At 57.7% G+C, this 18,336-nt stretch carries 20 protein-coding genes; 13 read left to right on the top strand and 7 right to left on the bottom strand.

Annotation, left to right across the window (positions count from 1 at the left end):
• Positions 1-46 precede the first annotated feature (46 nt).
• Positions 47-976: a LysR family transcriptional regulator gene (locus tag ACUTQW_RS04450; RefSeq protein WP_006325000.1), complete on the top strand. Its 930-nt coding sequence runs from the start codon at positions 47-49 to the stop codon at positions 974-976.
• A 9-nt stretch (positions 977-985) separates the two neighbouring features.
• Here ACUTQW_RS04450 and ampC read toward each other — a convergent pair whose 3' ends face one another.
• Positions 986-2,122, bottom strand: a complete 1,137-nt coding sequence (ampC, locus tag ACUTQW_RS04445; protein ID WP_006324999.1) for a class C beta-lactamase — start codon at positions 2,120-2,122, stop codon at positions 986-988.
• A 257-nt stretch (positions 2,123-2,379) separates the two neighbouring features.
• Here ampC and ACUTQW_RS04440 point away from each other — a divergent pair, with 257 nt between their 5' ends.
• Positions 2,380-3,255 carry a LysR family transcriptional regulator gene (locus ACUTQW_RS04440; protein WP_006324998.1) on the top strand — a complete coding sequence of 292 codons (876 nt, stop codon included), beginning with the start codon at positions 2,380-2,382 and terminating at the stop codon, positions 3,253-3,255.
• On the opposite strand, the gene ACUTQW_RS04435 is transcribed toward ACUTQW_RS04440, so the two are convergent.
• The gene (locus ACUTQW_RS04435) at positions 3,252-4,283 is read right to left on the bottom strand and encodes a Mal regulon transcriptional regulator MalI (RefSeq protein ID WP_006324997.1); all 1,032 of its coding nucleotides are present in this window, start codon (positions 4,281-4,283) and stop codon (positions 3,252-3,254) included. The two genes, ACUTQW_RS04440 and ACUTQW_RS04435, sit on opposite strands and share 4 nt — an antisense overlap.
• Before the next feature lie 257 nt (positions 4,284-4,540).
• On the opposite strand from ACUTQW_RS04435, the gene malX reads away from it, so the two are divergent.
• On the top strand, positions 4,541-6,160 hold the full coding sequence (malX, locus tag ACUTQW_RS04430) for a maltose/glucose-specific PTS transporter subunit IIBC (protein ID WP_235196167.1): 1,620 nt from the start codon (positions 4,541-4,543) through the stop codon (positions 6,158-6,160).
• Positions 6,153-7,334, top strand: coding sequence for a MalY/PatB family protein (locus tag ACUTQW_RS04425; protein ID WP_445654809.1), 1,182 nt, complete (start codon positions 6,153-6,155; stop codon positions 7,332-7,334). Before malX ends, ACUTQW_RS04425 begins: the two co-directional genes overlap by 8 nt.
• A 95-nt stretch (positions 7,335-7,429) precedes the next feature.
• On the opposite strand, the gene ACUTQW_RS04420 is transcribed toward ACUTQW_RS04425, so the two are convergent.
• Together ACUTQW_RS04420 and ACUTQW_RS04415 are read right to left on the bottom strand one after the other, a co-directional pair.
• Positions 7,430-7,795 carry a hypothetical protein gene (locus ACUTQW_RS04420; protein ID WP_004943963.1) on the bottom strand — a complete coding sequence of 122 codons (366 nt, stop codon included), beginning with the start codon at positions 7,793-7,795 and terminating at the stop codon, positions 7,430-7,432.
• Positions 7,792-8,388: an NUDIX domain-containing protein gene (locus ACUTQW_RS04415; protein WP_004943960.1), complete on the bottom strand. Its 597-nt coding sequence runs from the start codon at positions 8,386-8,388 to the stop codon at positions 7,792-7,794. Before ACUTQW_RS04415 ends, ACUTQW_RS04420 begins: the two co-directional genes overlap by 4 nt.
• Positions 8,389-8,490: 102 nt before the next feature.
• On the opposite strand from ACUTQW_RS04415, the gene ACUTQW_RS04410 reads away from it, so the two are divergent.
• The 8 genes from ACUTQW_RS04410 to ACUTQW_RS04375 all read left to right on the top strand — a co-directional run bounded on the left by ACUTQW_RS04410 (position 8,491) and on the right by ACUTQW_RS04375 (position 14,803).
• Positions 8,491-9,246, top strand: coding sequence for a DeoR/GlpR family DNA-binding transcription regulator (locus ACUTQW_RS04410; RefSeq protein ID WP_006324989.1), 756 nt, complete (start codon positions 8,491-8,493; stop codon positions 9,244-9,246).
• A 567-nt stretch (positions 9,247-9,813) separates the two neighbouring features.
• Positions 9,814-10,794, top strand: coding sequence for a 6-phosphofructokinase (locus ACUTQW_RS04405; RefSeq protein WP_006324988.1), 981 nt, complete (start codon positions 9,814-9,816; stop codon positions 10,792-10,794).
• Positions 10,795-10,804: 10 nt separating this feature from the next.
• A complete protein-coding gene (locus ACUTQW_RS04400; protein WP_037432810.1) occupies positions 10,805-11,119 on the top strand; it encodes a PTS sugar transporter subunit IIB in 315 nt (104 codons plus the stop codon).
• The gene (locus ACUTQW_RS04395; RefSeq protein ID WP_004943944.1) at positions 11,112-12,479 is read left to right on the top strand and encodes a PTS sugar transporter subunit IIC; all 1,368 of its coding nucleotides are present in this window, start codon (positions 11,112-11,114) and stop codon (positions 12,477-12,479) included. Before ACUTQW_RS04400 ends, ACUTQW_RS04395 begins: the two co-directional genes overlap by 8 nt.
• Positions 12,466-13,308 carry a class II fructose-bisphosphate aldolase gene (locus ACUTQW_RS04390; RefSeq protein ID WP_006324985.1) on the top strand — a complete coding sequence of 281 codons (843 nt, stop codon included), beginning with the start codon at positions 12,466-12,468 and terminating at the stop codon, positions 13,306-13,308. The genes ACUTQW_RS04395 and ACUTQW_RS04390 overlap by 14 nt, the downstream gene beginning before the upstream one ends.
• Positions 13,309-13,511: 203 nt before the next feature.
• Positions 13,512-13,781 carry a hypothetical protein gene (locus tag ACUTQW_RS04385; RefSeq protein ID WP_202290750.1) on the top strand — a complete coding sequence of 90 codons (270 nt, stop codon included), beginning with the start codon at positions 13,512-13,514 and terminating at the stop codon, positions 13,779-13,781.
• Between the two features lie 9 nt (positions 13,782-13,790).
• The gene (locus tag ACUTQW_RS04380; protein ID WP_063198603.1) at positions 13,791-14,228 is read left to right on the top strand and encodes a PTS sugar transporter subunit IIA; all 438 of its coding nucleotides are present in this window, start codon (positions 13,791-13,793) and stop codon (positions 14,226-14,228) included.
• The gene (locus ACUTQW_RS04375; RefSeq protein ID WP_202290749.1) at positions 14,225-14,803 is read left to right on the top strand and encodes an AAA family ATPase; all 579 of its coding nucleotides are present in this window, start codon (positions 14,225-14,227) and stop codon (positions 14,801-14,803) included. The genes ACUTQW_RS04380 and ACUTQW_RS04375 overlap by 4 nt, the downstream gene beginning before the upstream one ends.
• On the opposite strand, the gene ACUTQW_RS04370 is transcribed toward ACUTQW_RS04375, so the two are convergent.
• On the bottom strand, positions 14,800-14,931 hold the full coding sequence (locus ACUTQW_RS04370; protein ID WP_272929582.1) for a hypothetical protein: 132 nt from the start codon (positions 14,929-14,931) through the stop codon (positions 14,800-14,802). The two genes, ACUTQW_RS04375 and ACUTQW_RS04370, sit on opposite strands and share 4 nt — an antisense overlap.
• Before the next feature lie 57 nt (positions 14,932-14,988).
• Here ACUTQW_RS04370 and add point away from each other — a divergent pair, with 57 nt between their 5' ends.
• Positions 14,989-15,987 carry an adenosine deaminase gene (gene add / locus ACUTQW_RS04365; RefSeq protein WP_004943928.1) on the top strand — a complete coding sequence of 333 codons (999 nt, stop codon included), beginning with the start codon at positions 14,989-14,991 and terminating at the stop codon, positions 15,985-15,987.
• Between the two features lie 32 nt (positions 15,988-16,019).
• Here the strand turns inward: add and ACUTQW_RS04360 are convergent, their stop codons facing one another.
• Complete coding sequence (locus tag ACUTQW_RS04360) at positions 16,020-17,015, bottom strand: bile acid:sodium symporter family protein (RefSeq protein ID WP_006324982.1); 996 nt, start codon at positions 17,013-17,015, stop codon at positions 16,020-16,022.
• A 75-nt stretch (positions 17,016-17,090) separates the two neighbouring features.
• Entirely contained in the window at positions 17,091-18,131 is a 1,041-nt protein-coding gene (locus ACUTQW_RS04355; RefSeq protein WP_004943923.1) for an oxidoreductase, read from the bottom strand.
• Positions 18,132-18,336 lie beyond the last annotated feature (205 nt).

The raw sequence follows: 18,336 nt of genomic DNA, 5'->3' as shown, positions 1-18,336 counted from the left end.
AAATGTCGGATTACTTAACGAATCATTAAGCAGGAATTAGCAATCGATGAGTTCACTGTTACAGTTGCTGCCGTTCTTCGAGGCCGTCGCCCGGCTGGGCAGCTTTACCCAGGCGGCCAACCAGTTGGGTGTTACGCCACCGGCGGTGTCGCAAAACATTCAGGCGCTGGAAACGCGGCTGGGCGTCAGGCTGTTCAACCGCACCAGTCGTTCAGTACGGCTGAGCGATGAAGGAAAGATTTTTTACCGGCGGGTGGCGCCGGCCATGAGCCAAATCGACGTGGCGGCGGACGATCTCCGCATCCTGCGCGGGCAACCTTCCGGCCTGCTGCGCATTACCTTGCCGCAACTGGCCACGTCCCTGCTGGTGATGCCTTATCTGGAGGAGTTTCAGGCACGTTACCCCGAAGTACAGCTTGAGCTGTTTACCGACGACCATTTTTCCGATCTGGTGCTCGGCAGCTTCGATGCCGGCATCCGTATGCGCGCCATGTTGCAGAAAGACATGGTTGCGGTACCGATCGATAACGGCCAACGGCGGGTGGTGATCGCCTCTCCGGGCTATCTGGCGCAACGCGGCATACCGCTAACGCCGGCGGCACTGAGCGAGCATAATTGCCTGCGCTACCGTTTCCCCGGCAGCGGAAAATTTGAACCCTGGTATTTCAGGCAGAATGACGAGCACCTGTCGCTGGAGGTCGGCGGGAGCCTGATTTTCAATGAGGATCGGCTGATAAAAGACGCCGCGCTGGCGGGGCTAGGCATGACCCAGCGCTTTCGCGGTACGGTGCAGCGCGAGCTGGAAAACGGGCAACTGGTGGAGGTATTGGCGGATTACGCCGGCGATTCGCCCGGTTTTTTCATCTATTTCCCTGCCAGCCGTCATATGCCGCTCAAGCTGCGGGTATTCGTTGATTTTATGCGCGAGAAACAGGCGTTGCAGGATATGCCTCAGAGCGCCATTGCGGCGCCCTGAGGCTGCGACTTAAGGTTTTTCCAGCGCCTGCACGATGCGGTAAGTGGCCGCCACCCGATCGTCATTCGGGAACCATTTGTTGGCCAGCATTACCACGGCAATTTTTTGCTTGGGCAAAAACACCGCATAGGTAGAAAAGCCGCCGGTCGAGCCGGTTTTATTGAACCAGGCCGCGCCCTGTTCCCGTTGCGGCGGCGTAATGGCGGTGGCCGAGGTGCCGTTCATGATCATCCCGGCATTGTTGCCCTCCGTCAGGCGCGCCAGCGCCACCGGATAAGGGTAGCTTTCCCACATCAGATCCTGGGTGAATACCCCTGCCCGGTAATAGCCGGTATGGGTTTCGTCCAACGCCTTGCGCCATTTATCCCCCACCTTCGCGACCTGCATATTGGCCTCGAGGTAGCGGATCAAATCCTGCGCATTGGATTTGACGCCGTAGGATTCGGCATCCAGCGGCCCCGGAGTGACCCGCACCGGCTGATCTTTTTTGTTGTAACCCTGGGCATAATTCGCCATTTGGCCTGTCGGCACGTTAATGTAGCTGTGCGTCAGCCCCAGCGCCGGGAACAAGCGTTGCTCCATCGCCTGAGCAAAGGGTTGGTTCAGGCTTTTGGCCGTGATCATCCCCAGCATGCCGATGCCCAGATTGGAATAAACGCGGGTGCTGCCCGCCGGTTGAGATGGCTGCCATTGCTTGTAATAGGCCATCAACTGCGCGTCGTTGGTCACCTCGTCCGGCACAAACAGCGGCAGCCCGGAAGTGTGAGTCGCCAGATTCAGCAGGCTGACATGGTCAAACGCGCTGCCGCGCAGCTCCGGCAGGTACCGGCTGGCCGGCTCGGCGAACGACAGTTTGCCCTCATCGTTGGCATAGGCCGCCAACGTGGCGGTGAAGGTTTTGCTCAGCGAGCCGATTTCAAACAGCGTCTGGTTGGTGATGGGTTTGCCGGTCTGTTTGGACGCCACGCCATAATGATAAAACTGCTGTTTCCCCTCCACCGATACCGCGATCGCCATACCCGGCACGCCATATTTCTGCATCAGCGGTTGAACGATGGCATCGATGTCGACTTTGTCTGCGGCATGGCCTGCCGGTATCGCCAGTGCGGTCAGCAACGCCACCGCCAGCTTATGAATTCTCTTCATGATAACAAGCTCATTGTATTGAAGGGTTGCCGCCAATAGATTTTTTTGTCAGTCGGCGTGACCCTGTCCTTGAGTGATTATACCCGGCGAATTTCAGGTTGCAGCCAACAACGTTGCGGCCTGAAAGGCATGGGTATCGATTATTCCTTGGCTCGCCGCAGAATAACTGCAACGAGTGCGCAAAATATCGGTGTTTATCCTTCACCTGACAAGCGATAATAATTTCACCTAGCCAAAAGAAAAACTTATAGGTTGTTATGCGTAACCGACTGCCGCTGAATGCACTGCGTGCTTTTGAATCCTCCGCCCGCCACCTTAACTTTACCCGCGCCGGGCTGGAACTGAGCGTGACCCAGGCCGCCGTCAGCCAGCAGGTGCGCATGCTGGAAGAACAGCTGGGCATTGTGCTGTTCAAGCGCCTGCCGCGCGGTCTGGATCTTACCGAAGAAGGCCAGGCGCTGCTGCCGGTGCTAACCGAATCCTTTGACCGCATCGAGTCGGTACTGCAGCAGTTTGAAGGCGGCCATTTTCATGAGGTACTGACGATTGCGGTGGTCGGTACCTTTGCGGTCGGCTGGCTGATGCCGCGGCTGGCGTCGTTCAGGGAGGCCCATCCGTTTATCGATCTGCGTATCTTGACCAACAACAATCTGGTTAACCTGTCGGCGGACGGCATGGATTTCGCCATTCGCTTCGGCGAGGGGCTGTGGCCCGCAACCTGCAATATCAAACTGTTTGACGCGCCGTTGACGGTGTTGTGCCCGCCGGAGGTCGCCGTGCGGCTGCGTTCACCGGAGGATCTTAAAAACGAGCTGCTGATGCGCAGTTACCGCAAGGATGAATGGGAACGCTGGTTTGCCGCCGCGCAGATCGCCCCCTGGCGCATTAACGGCCCGGTGTTCGATGCGTCGCGATTGATGGTCGAGGGGGCGATAAACTGCGGCGGTGTGGCGCTGGCTCCCGCCAGTATGTTCGACCGGGAATTGCAGGGCGGGCTGCTGGTGCGCCCCTTTGCCGCCGAAGCGAATCTGGGCGGTTATTGGCTGACCCGCCTGAAATCCCGCGCAATGACCCCGGCGATGAAAACCTTCGAAGGCTGGCTGCAACAGCAGGCCCGGCAAGAACAGGCTTAGGCAGAACCGCGCTCGATCAGTCGCGGCGGCAGCATGACGTTTTGCGCCGGCAACCCGGCGTCGCCAATCCGCTGCAACAAGCGTGAAGCCGCGCTGCGCCCAACCTCCAACGCAGAGCTGGACACCAGGGTCAGCGGCGGTTCGGTCAGTTCGGCTTCGGGCACGTCGCCAAAACCAATCAACGCGACCTGCTGGCCATAATAGGTGTCCACACCTTCCGAACCTATGCTGCGCCCGCTGCGCACAATGCCGAAATAAGCGCCCAACGCCACCGAAGCCTTGTGACACACCAGCGCGCTGATGTTCGGGTATTGGCGCAGCAGGTTTTCCGCCGCCTCCGCCGCCGCCCGTTGATGGCCATCGCATTCGACAATCCATTCGGAGCGAAAAGGCAGGCCATACTGCACCAGCGTGGCGCAAAAGCCCCCCAGCCGTTCCGCGCGGGTCAGTGAACTGCTCTGGCCGCCCAGATAGGCAATTTGGCTGTGGCCGCGTTTGATCAGGAATTCCGTGGCCATCTTGGCGGCCTGCATGTTGTCCGGGCGCACCACGTCGACGCCTTCCAGCCCGTTCGAACGCGCGGCGCACACCAGGGGAACGCCCTGCTCTGCGGCCTTTTCCTTCAGACCCGCCGCCGAACGCATACCGCCCGCCAGCACCATACCGTCGACGCCATGTTCCAGCAGCGTGTCAAAACAGCGCATCAGCCCTTTGCCGTCGCGACCGCTCTGGGTGAGGAACAGCACTTTGCCGTGCGCCTCCAGCACCTCGCTCAGGCCCGCGGTCATTTCGGCATAAAAAGGGTCGCAGATATCGCGCAGGATCAGCCCTATCACGCCGGATTCACCGCCACGCAACGTCGCCGCCTGGCGGTTGCGCACATAACCCAGCCGTTCGATCGCCTCATTGACCCGCGTCACTGTGGTGCCCGAAATACGCCCCTTGCCGCTCAGCACCAGTGACACGGTGGTGACGGAGACGCCAGCCTGCTGTGCGACATCGGTGATGGTGATCTTTTTGATGGTCATAACCCCTGCAAGCCCGATCCTGGGCATAGTGTGCAAACGCTGCAGCCTGAAAGCCATAGGGCCTGTCTTTGAAGCCATGGTATACCGAATCTCTTTGTTCGGTAAAACGTTTTACTGGCATAACCATTGTCACCGTAAAGCACCTGCCATAATTGTGATTAGCGGCGCATTTTTGCTAGGTAAAACGTTTTATCTTATTTTTACCTAACAGGGGCACACATCACTTTTGCACGTTTTTTCGCCAGGAGCCGCCGGTCATGCCAGCATCTAAAAAACAAAAAATAACGCTCTGGGAGTTTTTCCAGAGCCTGGGCAAGACATTCATGCTGCCCGTCGCCTTGCTGTCTTTTTGCGGCATCATGCTGGGGATCGGCAGTTCGCTGAGCAGCCGCGATGTCATCACTTTGCTGCCTTTTATCGGCCACCCCGCCTTCCAGTTGCTGTTCACCTGGATGAGCAAGGTGGGTTCTTTTGCCTTTAGCTTCCTGCCGGTGATGTTCGCCATCGCCATTCCGCTGGGCATGGCGCGCGAAAACAAAGGCGTCGCCGCGTTCTCCGGCTTTGTCGGCTTTGCCGTGCTGAACCTGGCTACCAATTTTTATCTGACCACTACCGGCATCCTGCCCACCACAGATCCGCTGGTGTTAAAAGCCAATAACATCCAGAACATCCTCGGAATCCAATCAATCGACACCGGCATTTTGGGCGCGGTGATCGTCGGCATTATCGTTTATCTGCTGCATGAGCGTTTCAATACCATCCGTCTGCCGGATGCGCTGGCATTCTTCGGCGGCACCCGCTTTGTGCCGATCGTCACCACCCTGGTGCTGGGTCTGTGCGGGCTGGTTATTCCGTTGATCTGGCCCTGGTTCGCCGCCGGCATCAACGGCCTCGGCTGGGTGATCAACGGCGCGGGCGCTTTTGGCCCGATGATTTTCGGCACCGGCGAACGCCTGCTGTTACCCTTCGGTTTGCACCATATTCTGGTGGCGCTGATCCGCTTTACCGAGGCGGGCGGCACGCTGGACGTTTGCGGCCACAGCGTCAGCGGCGCCCTGACCATTTTCCAGGCGCAACTCTCCTGCCCAACCACCACCGGCTTTGCCGAAAGCGCTACCCGCTTCCTGTCGCAGGGTAAAATGCCGGCGTTCCTCGGCGGCCTGCCGGGTGCGGCGTTGGCGATGTATCACTGCGCCAAGCCGGAAAACCGACATAAAATCAAGGGTCTGCTGATCTCCGGCGTGGTAGCCTGCGTGGTCGGCGGCACCACCGAGCCGATCGAGTTCTTGTTCCTGTTCGTAGCGCCGTTCCTGTACTTCATCCACGCCATTCTGACCGGGCTGGGCTTCACCCTGATGGCGCTGCTGGGCGTGACCATCGGGAACACCGACGGCAATATCATCGATTTCGTGGTGTTCGGCATCCTGCACGGCACCGCCACCAAGTGGTATCTGGTGCCGATTGTCGCCGCCATCTGGTTTGCCGCCTACTACGCCATTTTCCGCTTCTCCATCCAGCGCTTTAACATCAAAACGCCGGGCCGCGAGAGCGACACCGCCGCCAGCCAAAGCGCGCCGGCGGGCGCGGTCGGTAAATCCGGTTATAACGTGCCGGCCATTTTGGCGGCACTGGGCGGCAGCGAAAATATCGTTTCGCTGGATAACTGCATCACCCGCCTGCGCCTGTCGGTCAGCGACATGAGCCAGGTGGATGACGCGGCGCTGAAGGCCAACCGCGCCATTGGCGTAGTGCACCTCAATGACCATAATCTGCAAGTGGTGATCGGCCCGCAGGTACAATCGGTGAAAGATGAATTAGACTCACTGATAGCGGCATCGCAACCTGCTGCCGCCCTGCAGGGAGCGTCACATGTTTGATTTTTCTACTCCGATCGATCGGCACGGCACCTGGTGCACGCAGTGGGACTACATTGCCGATCGCTTTGGCAGCGATGATCTGCTGCCGTTCACCATCTCCGATATGGATTTCGCTACCGCCCCCTGCATTATCGAGGCGCTGCAACAGCGCCTGCAGCACGGCGTGCTGGGCTACAGCCGCTGGCAGCATGAGGAATTTCTCGGCGCGGTGCGCCACTGGTATCAGCAGCGTTTCAATACGCCGATCGACACCGGGATGGCGGTTTACGGTCCGTCGGTGATCTACATGGCAGCGCAGATGATCCGCCTGTGGTCGGCGCCGGGGGAGTTCGTGGTCACTCACACGCCGGCCTATGACGCTTTTTATAAGGTGATCCTCGGTAATCAGCGTCAACTGTTGGCCTGCCCGTTGCACAAGGACGGCGACCAATGGCTGTGCGATATGGCGCACCTGGAAGCGCTGCTGGCGCGGCCGCAAACCAAGATCCTGCTGTTGTGCAGCCCTCACAACCCGACCGGCAAGGTGTGGAGCGTGGCGGAGTTGCAGCAGATGGCCGAGCTGTGCGAACGCCATGATGTACGGGTGATCAGCGATGAGATCCATATGGACATGGTGTGGGGCGAGAGGCGCCACACGCCATGGAGCCAGGTGGCGACCACGCCCTGGGCCCTGCTGACTTCCGGCTCCAAAACCTTCAATATTCCGGCGCTGACCGGCGCCTACGGGTTTATCAGCGACGATGCCGCTCGCGACGCCTACACTCAACTGCTGAAAAGCCGCGACGGGCTGTCTTCACCGGCGGTGTTGGCGGTGGTGGCGCACATTGCCGCCTATCGCCACGGCGAACCCTGGCTGGATGCACTGCGCGATTACCTGCAAGACAACCTGACCTACGTCGCCGAACGGCTGAACCAGGCGTTCCCGGCGCTCGGCTGGCAACCGCCGCAGGCCACCTATCTGGCCTGGATCGATCTGCGCCCGCTGGGCGTTGATGACAGCCAACTGCAACAGGTACTGATCGACCGCGAAAAGGTCGCGATTATGCCGGGTTTCACTTACGGCGAAGAGGGCCGCGGCTTCCTGCGGCTGAACGTCGGTTGCCCACGCAGCAAGGTGGAAGCCGGCATGGATAAGCTGATTAGCGGGCTGAGGTTTGTTCTGGGCGAGGTTTAGTCGACCGGCCTGGCACCGAGTATTGGCCAAGCCGTCACCGGTTACAGGCCGCGCCCGCTATTGGGCCATTCAGGGCGAACCTGTTCGCCCTCTGTTCATTTCACCTGCGGGATATCGTCCAGGCGGTAATACACGCTCAACCCACGTTCATTAGCCAGCCGCACGTCGTTGTCCGCCCCCGCCGATGCGCCTTCAATGCGGTAAATAGCCTGGCATTGGGCAATCAACCGATGAGCCACCGGATAGAGAAACGCCTCGCTTACCGCGTCCCCCAATTGGGTTGAACCGGCCGCCGCCGCCAACGGCAGCGCCAACCATTCGCCAATCACCGGCACATGTCCGCGCTGATACACCTCGAGCGCCGCCTGTTCCAAATGGTGCAGGTTAGCGGCAATGCGCTGCGGATCGCCATCGGTGCCGCTGCGGTACGGGCCGGCTATCAGAATCAATTGAGCACTCATCGGTTATTCTCCAGGGTACGGTTAAGCGCCACAAACTGCAGCAGCATAATGGTTTTGGCATCTACGATAATTCCTTGCCGGATGGCGTGCAGAGCGTCCGCCAGCGGCATCTCGATCACCTCGAGGTCTTCGCCTTCCGCCTCCACCCCGCCGCCGTCGCTCACCCGGCTGTCGGCAGCGTATTCCCCGACAAAGAAATGCAGTTTTTCGGTCACCGAACCGGGGCTCATATAGGCCTCGAACACCTTTTGCACGTTTTGCACCCGATAGCCGGTTTCCTCCTCAGCTTCGGCGCGAATGCGCTCCTCCGGCGAGGCATTGTCCAGCAAGCCGGCGGCGGCCTCTATCAGCATGCCGTCGTGGCCGTTGACGAACACCGGGAAGCGGAACTGGCGCGTCAGCACCACCTTTTGCACCTGCCGGTTAAACAGCAAAATGGTCGCACCGTCGCCGCGATCGTAAGTTTCGCGGTTTTGCCGTTGCCATACGCCATCACGGCGCAAAAAATCAAAGGTGGTTTTTTTCAGCAGATACCAGTCGTCGGACAACACCCGGGTTTCAACGATTCGAACCCGATCTTTGGTCGCAATCATGTTGGTCAACTCCACAACTCAGGAAAGGAACTGGATACTATCGTGCAGTTTCGTGTATGATCAAGATATTTCGTGCAGTGCAAAATTTAACGGGACAACGCGATGCTCACCAGTCAGCGCAAAAAAATCATTCTGGAAAAACTGGCACAGGACGGACAGGTGCTGGCCAAACAACTCAGCGAAATGTTCGGGCTGTCCGAAGACACCCTCCGCCGCGATCTGCGTGAGCTGGACAGCGAAGGGCTGCTGCAAAGGGTGCACGGCGGCGCGTTGCCGGTCTCCCCCGCCATCGGCACCTTTGCCGAAAGAAACGGGCAGGAATCGGCCGCCAAGCGTGCCATCGCCAAAGCCGCAGCGGCGATGATCATTCCAGGGCAAGTGGTGATCATCGATGGCGGCACCACCTCCGCCGAGCTGGTGAAACAGCTGCCGCCCACGCTGGAGGCGACTATCGTCACCCACAGCCCCAGCGTGGCGGTCGGGTTGGTTGAACACCCCAAAGTGGAGGTGATCCTGATCGGCGGGCGATTGTATAAACACTCGATCGTCAGCGTGGGTGCCGCTGCGGTGGAAGCCATGTCGCATATCCGCGCCGACATTTACTTTATGGGCGTGACGGGCGTGCACCCGACCGCCGGGCTCAGCACCGGCGATCTCGAAGAGGCCTATATCAAGCGCGCGCTGGCGGCACGGGCGGCAGAAACCGTGGTGCTGGCCTCCGCCGCCAAGCTGAACGCCGCCTCACAATTTGCGATTGGCGACATCACGCTGGCGCAGACCATTATTGTCGAACGTGCGACCGACGCCGCGTTGATCGCCCCGCTGGAACAGGCCGGGGTCACCGTGGTGAGGGCCTGAGTGGCACGGCCAAATAAAAGACTTAATCAATGCGCGGTTATTAAATGGCTGCGTTTAATACCGCAACACCCCAAGCTTGGGACGGGTGGAGAGCATGCAGGTTAGCCGACCGTTGAGCGCATGGACGCGCGATACGAGCCTCCATGGATGCATTCACGGCGTGTCGGCGCTCTGCATGCTCCTCACCAGCAGTACTATTAGGCGCAGCTATTTAATCCTGCCCCCATATTGAGGGATATTAATTTTACGTATTCGTCTCACTGCCACAAAAAATGCGAGAGTAATCACATTTCATTAAACTGATCCCGGCCCAACCTGCTATTTTTCCCGCTTTATAAAAAAACCGCAGCAATCGAATGGCAACATATTGATTATCAATAAATAGTCACCTTTTCTCTTTTATCTATCAAAAACAAAAACGAGACAAGCCTCACAGAAAAATCACTCTCAATAGTGCTGTCAATGTGTTCCAAGGAAATATTTGTGATTGTTTTGTGATATCGCTTGCAAATTTTACCGATGCCAAAAATAACAATGACTGCAACGGAACGGGCTGGGAGCAGGCATATGAAAATCGGCGTGGTAATAAGCGGTGGCGATGTCACCGGTATCAACAACTTTATTTTCCAGGTCGCCAGGCTGGCGCAGGCAGATATCGTTCTTTTTAACGGCGGAATACCGGGCTTACTGGCTAATCAGCATCATTCCATCGCCAGACGCGATCTGGTCGATTTCTCTATTTCATCGATGCCCATTATCTCTTCTGGCCGAACGGCAAAGAAACTGGTCGCCAGTGAATATGAAACTATCGGCAAGCAACTTAAAGCTCTGCACATTGACGTGCTTATTATGGCCGGCGGCGACGGCTCGCTGCAGTTTTTAAATACGCTCAGCGAGTTTGGCGTTAACTGTTTTGGCGTGGGCATGACCATCGACAATGACGTTTTTGGCAGCTACTACACCATCGGCTTTTCCACCGCCTGCGAGCAGGTGATAAAAGAAGTCTCCAAGCTGAGAAATACCGGGCGCGCCCTGCCGGGCCGCGTATTTATGATTGAGCTGCTGGGCGGTTACTGCGGGGAACTGACGCTGCAATCGGCGATAAAATCCAATGCGGACTTTGCCCTGATTCCAGAATGCCAACATCCCTTGAACGCATTGGCGGAAAAAATAACCCACCGGCTGGAGCGGCAAAACAGCGTTATCATTTTATGTTCTGAAGGATATACAAAAGAGTATTCGCCAGGCTTCCAGGGGGCGATCGACACCATGATTAAACAGCTGGAACCCAAGATTGGCGTGCGTATTCGCAAAACCATCGTGGGGTACGGTCTGCGCAATGGCGATCCCACCTGCGAAGAAATTTATCAGGGAACCCTTATGGCCAGCGAAGTCGTGCGCTGTATTCATTCCGGAATGAAAAACAAGGCAATCATTATTAATGCCGGCAACCAACCTATTCCGATTGATTTAATCAGCATGCAAAAACGTTTGGTCGACACCGAAGGACACCATTACAAACTCGCCAGGCAGTTAAATATAATCTGAGGAGATGTCCATGCTTAAAATACTGTGTGTTTGCGGCTGCGGCCTCGGCTCCAGCTTTGCCATCGAAATGAGCGCAAAAGCGGTGCTTAAAAAATTAGAGATTGAAGCCGATATTGATCACACCACAATCTCTGAAGCCAGCGCCTTTAAATCAGATATTATTCTTACCCAAAAAACCTTCGCCGATATTTTAAATGCCGACGCCAGCGAAGAAGAAAAAAAACGGGTCATTGTTCTCCACCGGCTCACCGATAAAGCGGAAATCGAGCAAAAGATTGTGGCCTTTTTGAAAGAGCGCGACATGAAGGGCCCCCATCATGAGTAGCCTGATCGATTTTATCGTCAAAGATCTGCTGGGTCAGGCGTCGATCCTGATTGCCTTTATCGCCATGCTGGGGTTGTTGCTGCAGAAAAAATCCATCGGCAAGGTCGCCGAAGGCACGTTCAAAACGCTGTTGGGCTTTCTGATCATGATGGCGGGCATCAACATCATTGTCGGCGCCCTGACCTACCTGAACAGTATCTTCACCCACGGCTTCGGCATGACCGGTTACATCACCGACGTCGCCGCCATTGCCGGCCTGGCCAACCGCGAGCTGGGTTCTGAAGTGGCGATGACGCTGCTGGTGATTTTCGCCGTGAATATCATCATCGCCCGCATCACCCCGTTCAAATACATTTTCCTGACCGGGCAGGCGTTGTTGTGGATGGCTACCATCGGCGCGGTGATCGGCTATAAAGCCGGGTTGACCGGGATGCCGCTGATTTTGACCGGCGGGATCTTTGGCGGCGTGATGGCGGTGTTGATGCCGGCACTGGCGCAGCCGGTAGTGCGCAAAATCACCGGTTCAGACGAGGTGGCGCTGGGGCACTTCTGCACCATCGGTTATCTGGTGCAGGCGGCGGTCGCCAAGGTGGTCGGCAAAGGGTCGCGTTCCACCGAGGATCTGGAATTACCCGACAACTTCAAGTTTCTGCAAGACACCTATCTGTCGATGGCGGTGGTGATGATCCCGATGTACCTGATCCCCGCACTGGCGGCCGGGCCGCAGTTCATCGCCCAATACGCCGGTGGTATGAATTACCTGATGTACTCCTTTATGCAGGCCATTCAGTTCGTCGCCGGCGTGTTTATCCTCTACAGCGGCGTGCGTCTGTTGCTGAATGAGCTGGTGCCGGCGTTTCGCGGCATTGCCATGCGCATCGTGCCGGATGCCCGCCCGGCGCTGGATTGCCCGGTGTTGTTCCCCTATGCGCCCAATGCGGTGATTGTCGGTTTCCTGGCCACGACCCTGGGTTCCATCATCGGCATGATCGTTTTCCCGATGTTCGGTCTGGCGATGATCCTGCCCGGCCTGCTCACCAACTTCTTCGCCGGCGGCACCGCAGGCATTTTCGGTAACGCTCTTGGCGGACGACGCGGCGCGATGATCGGTGGCGTGGTTCACGGCCTGTTCATCACCTTCCTGCCGGCCATTCTGGTGCCGATGCTGGAAAGTTACGGTTTTGTCGGTGTGACCTTCAGCGATTCCGACGTCATCAGCAGCGGCCTGGTGATGGGGCATGCCTTCCAGGGCAACTGGCTGTTCATCGCCCTGTTTATTGTCTTCGTCACGCTGATTGCGTGGTTCGTTAACGGTAAATCAACCAAACACCCTGAGGGGAAAGTCCATGAAACTCTATAATTTCAACGAACTGTTATCCGTTGCCAAGGCCCGCGACTTCAAGGCGATAGGCTCATTCAATCTTCATTGCCTGGAGATGCTGCCGGCCTTTTTCAAGGCGGCCAAGGCCACCCACAGCCCGCTGATGATCCAGATCTCCACCGGCACCGCCGAGTACCTGGGCTACCGGCTGCTGGTTGATTCGGTGCGCTCGCTGGCGGCAAGCGAAGACGTGCCCACCTGTCTGCACCTGGATCACTGCTCGGACATCGCCTCGATCGAGACGGCGATTGATGCCGGTTTCAGTTCGGTGATGTATGACGGTTCGCACCTTGATATGGACGAGAATATCGCCAATACCCGCAAGGTGATCGACATTGCCCGCCAGCGTAACGTCTCGGTGGAGGCTGAACTGGGCGCGATCGGCGGTTCGGAGGACGGCAAGGCGGTCGCGGAAGAGGACATCTGTTTTACTGCCGTGGAAGACGCCAAGCGCTTTGTAGACGAAACCGGGGTCGATATGCTGGCCGTGTCGGTCGGCACCGTCCACGGGCTGTACACCGGCAAGGCGCATATCCAGCACCAGCGCCTGGCGGAAATCACCGCGGCCACCCATACCCCGCTGGTGTTGCACGGCGGCACCGGGGTCAGCGATGAAGACATGCGGCGCGCGGTGGCCGGCGGCATTGAAAAGGTCAACGTGGGCACCGAGATGAACGTGCAGTGGGTTGGGCGCTGCAAGCAGACGTTTGAAAAAGGCAAAGTGAACGACAGCGTGCGGAAATTCCTGATCCCGGCTAACAATGCCGTCACCGAGGTATTAACGGAAAAGATCGGTCTGTTTAAATAACGGTTGTCATTAGTTCTTAATATATACCCTGTGCATTTCAAGTCGCGGTCAAGCGGTTAACTCATCAGTCCCGGATCCCCGCTATTGTAGGGGCGCGGCATGCTGCGCCTGCCTGAGTCGGGGCCGAATATATTCGCCCTTACAGGGGCCGATTGATACACCATGCCGCGACGAGAAAGGCGCAGGGATAGACTGGAGAATATATGTTTAATTTTATGAAACGTCAGCGGGAAAAAGAAACGCTGCCCGCCACGAATTACGATGATGAAGCCAATGAAATTGCAGCCGAAATTAACGCACTGGAACGGCGGTTGGCGGCAACGCCGACGGACGGCGAAATCCATAAGGCATTAATGCTGGCCTATAATCGGGCAGTAAAGATTTATGCCAAAAGCCAGAACCATCGCCAACATATCGATGCCGTTTTTATCAAGATGGACGAGCTGCGCAATATTATCAGGAAAAATCTCTGAGGGATCATGATGACAATTAAACAACTGCTGATTGAGGCCGGCGCCATTCAGGTCGGCGTCAAGGAAACGGACTGGAAAAAGGTCATTACGCTAGCGGCTCAGCCCCTGGTGGATAACGGCTATATTCACGCTTCTTATTATCAGGCGGTGATCAGCAATACGCTGGCCCATGGCGCTTATTACGTGTTTGACGAAGGCATCGCCATCCCCCACGCGCGGCCGGAGTGCGGGGTCATTAAAAACTGCTTCAGCATGGTGTTGCTGGAGGAGCCTATCGCCTTTCGCGACAGCGAAAAGGCCGATATCGTTATCCTGTTCGGCGCGACCGACAGTAACCGGCATATCGAAGACGGTATTCGTGCCATTGTCGATTTGCTGGACAATAAAGAGCGGCTCGACAAACTCCGCGCCGCGAAAATATGGCAAGAAGTGGTGGAAATATTATGACTCTGGCGAGCATAAAAACCGTCATTCTGGTCAATGGCATTCCTGCCTCGGGCAAAAGCACCGTCGCGCAGGCCTTGGCACACCATTTCGGCCTGCCGTATCTGACCCTCGACGGCATCAAGGAGCCGTTTATGTCGCGGCTGGACAACGTGGATCGGGCACTGAATCGGCGGCTTGGCTGCGCCGCTTATGACGCCATTTGGTCAATCGTGGCGCAGGCACCGGAATGCTGTACTTACGTTATCGACGCCTGGTTCGGCTTTCAGCCCAGGGAGCCGTTGCGCCATTACCTGCGAGAAGCCGGGGTGGTGCAGCCCCTCGAAGTGTGGAACCAGATTTCCGGCGAGTTGGCGGCCGAACGCTATGGTTCGCGCATCGGCCAACGGCCCAAAGGCCATCCCGGCGCAGAGTATTTGCCTGAATTGCGGGCGCTGGCCGAACGCGCCACCCCGATGGCCCTCGGCCCGGTGTTCCGGGTTGAGCAGGCCCAGCCGGTGGAGATAGGCAGGATTGTCGATTGGCTGGCGGAGTACGGCATCGGTGGCGCTAACATCGGTAAGCGGATGGCAGGTTAATGTTTTCCGCGATTGCGGGTCAGAGCAAACACGGGGACTTCTTGCCCGCCATTAGCCAAAAATGCGACGCCACCCGCAATTAATGTGATTTTCATCACTTTTTTATGCAACGCAATGGCAATTTTCATTCTTTTGTTTTTATACTGATATGCACTTTACCTACAACAAAATAACGAGTGCAGATCATGATTGACTCCCGCCTACCGCTTACCGACATTCACCGTCACCTCGACGGCAACATCCGTGCGCAAACCATTCTCGATCTGGGCCGTCAGTTCAATCTGGCCCTGCCCGCTGACGAGCTGGAAGCGCTGCGCCCGCATGTGCAAATCACCCATGCCGAACCGGATCTGATCAGCTTTCTGCAAAAGCTGGACTGGGGCGTGGCGGTGCTGGGCGACCTGGATGCCTGCCGCCGGGTAGCCTATGAAAACGTAGAGGACGCGGCCAATGCCGGCCTGCACTACGCCGAGCTGCGCTTCTCGCCGTATTACATGGCGATGAAACACCAACTGCCGGTGGCTGGGGTAGTCGAAGCGGTGATTGACGGCATTCGTTCCGGCGTTCGCGATCGGGGCATCGATGTCCGCCTGATCGGCATCATGAGCCGTACCTTTGGCGAAGCCGCCTGTTTGCAAGAGCTGGAAGGCTTGCTGGCGCACCGCGACGGCATTACCGCGCTGGATCTGGCCGGTGACGAGCTGGGCTTCCCGGGCAGCCTGTTCCTCAGCCACTTCAACCGCGCCCGCGACGCCGGCTTGCGCATTACCGTGCACGCGGGCGAAGCCGCAGGCCCGGAAAGCATCTGGCAGGCAATCCGCGAGCTGGGTGCCGAACGTATCGGCCACGGAGTGAAAGCGATTGAAGATCCGGCGCTGATGGACTTCCTGGCTGAACACGGCATCGGCATCGAATCCTGCCTGACCTCCAATATTCAGACCAGCACCGTCTCTTCTCTGGCCCAGCATCCGCTGGCGAAATTCCTGCGCCACGGCGTGCTGGCCTCGATCAACACCGATGATCCGGCGGTTCAGGGCATCGAGATCGAACACGAATATCGGGTAGCGGCGCCACAAGCCGGGCTGACGCCGGCTGAAATCCGCACCGCACAGGAAAACGGCCTGAAAATGGCGTTCCTCAGCGAGCAGGAAAAGCAGGCTCTGCGCGATAAAGTGCAGGGCTGATTAAGCAAGGGGCGCGTATAACGCGCCCCGGTTTATTTCACCGCCACCGCCTCCCGCTGTTTGGCGGTTTTGCGCGCATAGCGCTGCGCCAGTACGGCGCACACCATCAATTGCACCTGATGGAAAATCATCAGCGGCAGCACCATGGCCCCCACCGCAGCGGCCGGAAACAGCACGTTTGCCATCGGAATGCCGTTCGCCAGGCTCTTTTTCGAGCCGCAGAACACAATAGTGATCTCATCGGCGGTATCGAACCCCAGCCAGCGTGCAGTGTAAGTGTTGATAATCAGCACCACCGTCAGCAGCACCAGCGACATCACCAGAATGGTCAGCAACGACCAGCCATCAATGCGGTGCCAGATGCCTTCCACCACCGCCGCGCTGAACGCGGTATACACCACCAGCAATATCGATGAACGGTCAGTGATGTTGATCAGTTTACGGTGGCGATCGACCCATTTGCCAATCAACGGCCGCGCCAAATGCCCCACCACAAACGGCACCATCAGTTGCAGAATTATCGAACCAATGGCGTGCACTACGTCGGTGTTCCCGCCCTGAGTATGCATCAAGGCCCCCACCAGCAGCGGCGACAGGAAAACACCGAGGATACTGGACGCCGAGGCGCTGCAAATCGCCGCGGCCACGTTACCGCCCGCCGCAGAAGTGAATGCGATGGCCGACTGAACCGTTGCCGGCAACGCGCACAGATAAAGGAAGCCCAGATAAACCGTCGGCGTCATCAGCCCCGGCACCATCCAATTCATCGCCAGCCCCAATAGCGGGAACAGCGCGAAAGTGCTGAGAAACACCACCAGATGCAGTTTCCAGTGGCTCATGCCGGCGATAATCGCCTCGCGCGACAGCTTGGCGCCATGCATAAAGAACAACAGCGCAATGGCGGCGGTAGTCAGGCGTTCGAAGAAGGTTTTCCATACCCCTTCGCAGGGGAAGATCGAGGCGACGATCACCACAAAAATCAGGACCAACAAAAACTTATCAATGCGCAGACGCTGTAACCAGGACATGAATCGGGATCCCTCGAAGAGTAAAACGGGTTCGGCAAGCGAACCCGGAACCGTGGATGACAGAAGCTACGGCGTTCAAACCACCGGCAACGCCTTTTGCTGTTTTGCAGACTCAATGCCCAGCTCGATCATTTCCATCACTTTGATGGCGTCGCCGGCCGGCACCGGGTTTTCGCCCTCGCCGTTAATCGCATCGCGAATTGCCGCGTAATAGGCCGGGTAGTTGCCGGGAATGCTCAGCAACGGCTTCTCCGCCAGTATGCCATCGCGTGACAATGTCACTACGCCGTCGCGCATATCGTAGCCCCAGTCGGCCTGCGGCAGGCGCTCACCGGCTTTCAGGCGATCTTCCTGCGGATCCAGCCCGAACTTGATAAAGCTGCCCTGGGTGCCGTGCACGATATAACGCGCGGTTTCCGCCGCCGCCAGCACCGTGCCATGCAGCACCACCCGGCGATTGCCGTAGTTCAACACCGCATGGAAATAATCCACCGATTGCGAGCCAGGGCGCAGTTCGCCCAGATCGACAAACAGCGTTTGCGGCTTGCCGAACAGTTGCAGCGCCTGATCGATCAGGTGCGGCCCCAAATCGTACCAGATGCCGGTGCCGGCGCCAGCCTGCTCGCGCCAGCGCTGGCGCACTTCCGGCCGGAAGCGATCGAAATGCGACTCAAAGTAAACCACTTCGCCGAGCGCGCCTTCTTTCAGCAGCGCCTTGAGCGTGAGGAAATCGCTGTCCCAGCGGCGGTTGTGGAACACCGACAGCAGTGTGCCGCTCTGTTCCGCCTGCTGTTTCAGTTCCTGCGCTTGTGACAATGTCACGGTAAAGGGTTTATCTACCACCACGTGCTTGCCGGCGGCCATCGCCTGCTGCGCCAGCGGGAAGTGGGTATCGTTGGGGGTGGGAATGACGATCAGATCGATAGACGGGTCGTTGAACAACGCCTGCGGATCGCTCACTACCGTCATCGCAGGCCAGTCGGCGTGCACTTTGCCGGCATCGCTGCTGGACACGGCGGCCAGTTCTACGCCAGGGGTGCCGACAATCAGCGGCGCATGAAAGGTTTTGCTGGCATAGCCGTAACCTACCAGCCCAACCCGAATTTTTTCTGCCATGGTATTTCCTCTTGCTGGCTCGCTATAGACCGATCAGATTTGACACCATGACGCAGGCGGGAACAAGAAGTAAATGTGATGTTAACTGCAGCGACGCACAATACCCCCACTCTGCAATCAACATGACCGAGGCGCTTCATTACAGCCAGGGACACAGGGTTTAGCATCATTGGGCTAGCCGACCCTTTTGTTTCTGTAGCCGAAA

The organism is Serratia sp. TSA_7 (genome assembly GCF_052692135.1).
The sequence above is the reverse complement of the archived record's forward strand: the minus strand, read 5'-3'. Positions and strand labels throughout refer to the sequence as shown.

What these genes read in the sequence shown, in the direction of transcription:
- ACUTQW_RS04435 (WP_006324997.1), bottom strand. Translation starts at nt 4,283, where the DNA reads ATGACCATCAAAAAGATCACCATCACCGATGTCGCACAGCAGGCTGGC.
- ACUTQW_RS04395 (WP_004943944.1), top strand. Translation starts at nt 11,112, where the DNA reads ATGAGTAGCCTGATCGATTTTATCGTCAAAGATCTGCTGGGTCAGGCG.
- ampC (WP_006324999.1), bottom strand. Translation starts at nt 2,122, where the DNA reads ATGAAGAGAATTCATAAGCTGGCGGTGGCGTTGCTGACCGCACTGGCG.
- ACUTQW_RS04440 (WP_006324998.1), top strand. Translation starts at nt 2,380, where the DNA reads ATGCGTAACCGACTGCCGCTGAATGCACTGCGTGCTTTTGAATCCTCC.
- add (WP_004943928.1), top strand. Translation starts at nt 14,989, where the DNA reads ATGATTGACTCCCGCCTACCGCTTACCGACATTCACCGTCACCTCGAC.
- malX (WP_235196167.1), top strand. Translation starts at nt 4,541, where the DNA reads ATGCCAGCATCTAAAAAACAAAAAATAACGCTCTGGGAGTTTTTCCAG.
- ACUTQW_RS04450 (WP_006325000.1), top strand. Translation starts at nt 47, where the DNA reads ATGAGTTCACTGTTACAGTTGCTGCCGTTCTTCGAGGCCGTCGCCCGG.
- ACUTQW_RS04370 (WP_272929582.1), bottom strand. Translation starts at nt 14,931, where the DNA reads ATGAAAATTGCCATTGCGTTGCATAAAAAAGTGATGAAAATCACATTA.
- ACUTQW_RS04360 (WP_006324982.1), bottom strand. Translation starts at nt 17,015, where the DNA reads ATGTCCTGGTTACAGCGTCTGCGCATTGATAAGTTTTTGTTGGTCCTG.
- ACUTQW_RS04400 (WP_037432810.1), top strand. Translation starts at nt 10,805, where the DNA reads ATGCTTAAAATACTGTGTGTTTGCGGCTGCGGCCTCGGCTCCAGCTTT.
- ACUTQW_RS04420 (WP_004943963.1), bottom strand. Translation starts at nt 7,795, where the DNA reads ATGAGTGCTCAATTGATTCTGATAGCCGGCCCGTACCGCAGCGGCACC.
- ACUTQW_RS04355 (WP_004943923.1), bottom strand. Translation starts at nt 18,131, where the DNA reads ATGGCAGAAAAAATTCGGGTTGGGCTGGTAGGTTACGGCTATGCCAGC.
- ACUTQW_RS04390 (WP_006324985.1), top strand. Translation starts at nt 12,466, where the DNA reads ATGAAACTCTATAATTTCAACGAACTGTTATCCGTTGCCAAGGCCCGC.
- ACUTQW_RS04405 (WP_006324988.1), top strand. Translation starts at nt 9,814, where the DNA reads ATGAAAATCGGCGTGGTAATAAGCGGTGGCGATGTCACCGGTATCAAC.
- ACUTQW_RS04375 (WP_202290749.1), top strand. Translation starts at nt 14,225, where the DNA reads ATGACTCTGGCGAGCATAAAAACCGTCATTCTGGTCAATGGCATTCCT.
- ACUTQW_RS04385 (WP_202290750.1), top strand. Translation starts at nt 13,512, where the DNA reads ATGTTTAATTTTATGAAACGTCAGCGGGAAAAAGAAACGCTGCCCGCC.
- ACUTQW_RS04380 (WP_063198603.1), top strand. Translation starts at nt 13,791, where the DNA reads ATGACAATTAAACAACTGCTGATTGAGGCCGGCGCCATTCAGGTCGGC.
- ACUTQW_RS04410 (WP_006324989.1), top strand. Translation starts at nt 8,491, where the DNA reads ATGCTCACCAGTCAGCGCAAAAAAATCATTCTGGAAAAACTGGCACAG.
- ACUTQW_RS04415 (WP_004943960.1), bottom strand. Translation starts at nt 8,388, where the DNA reads ATGATTGCGACCAAAGATCGGGTTCGAATCGTTGAAACCCGGGTGTTG.
- ACUTQW_RS04425 (WP_445654809.1), top strand. Translation starts at nt 6,153, where the DNA reads ATGTTTGATTTTTCTACTCCGATCGATCGGCACGGCACCTGGTGCACG.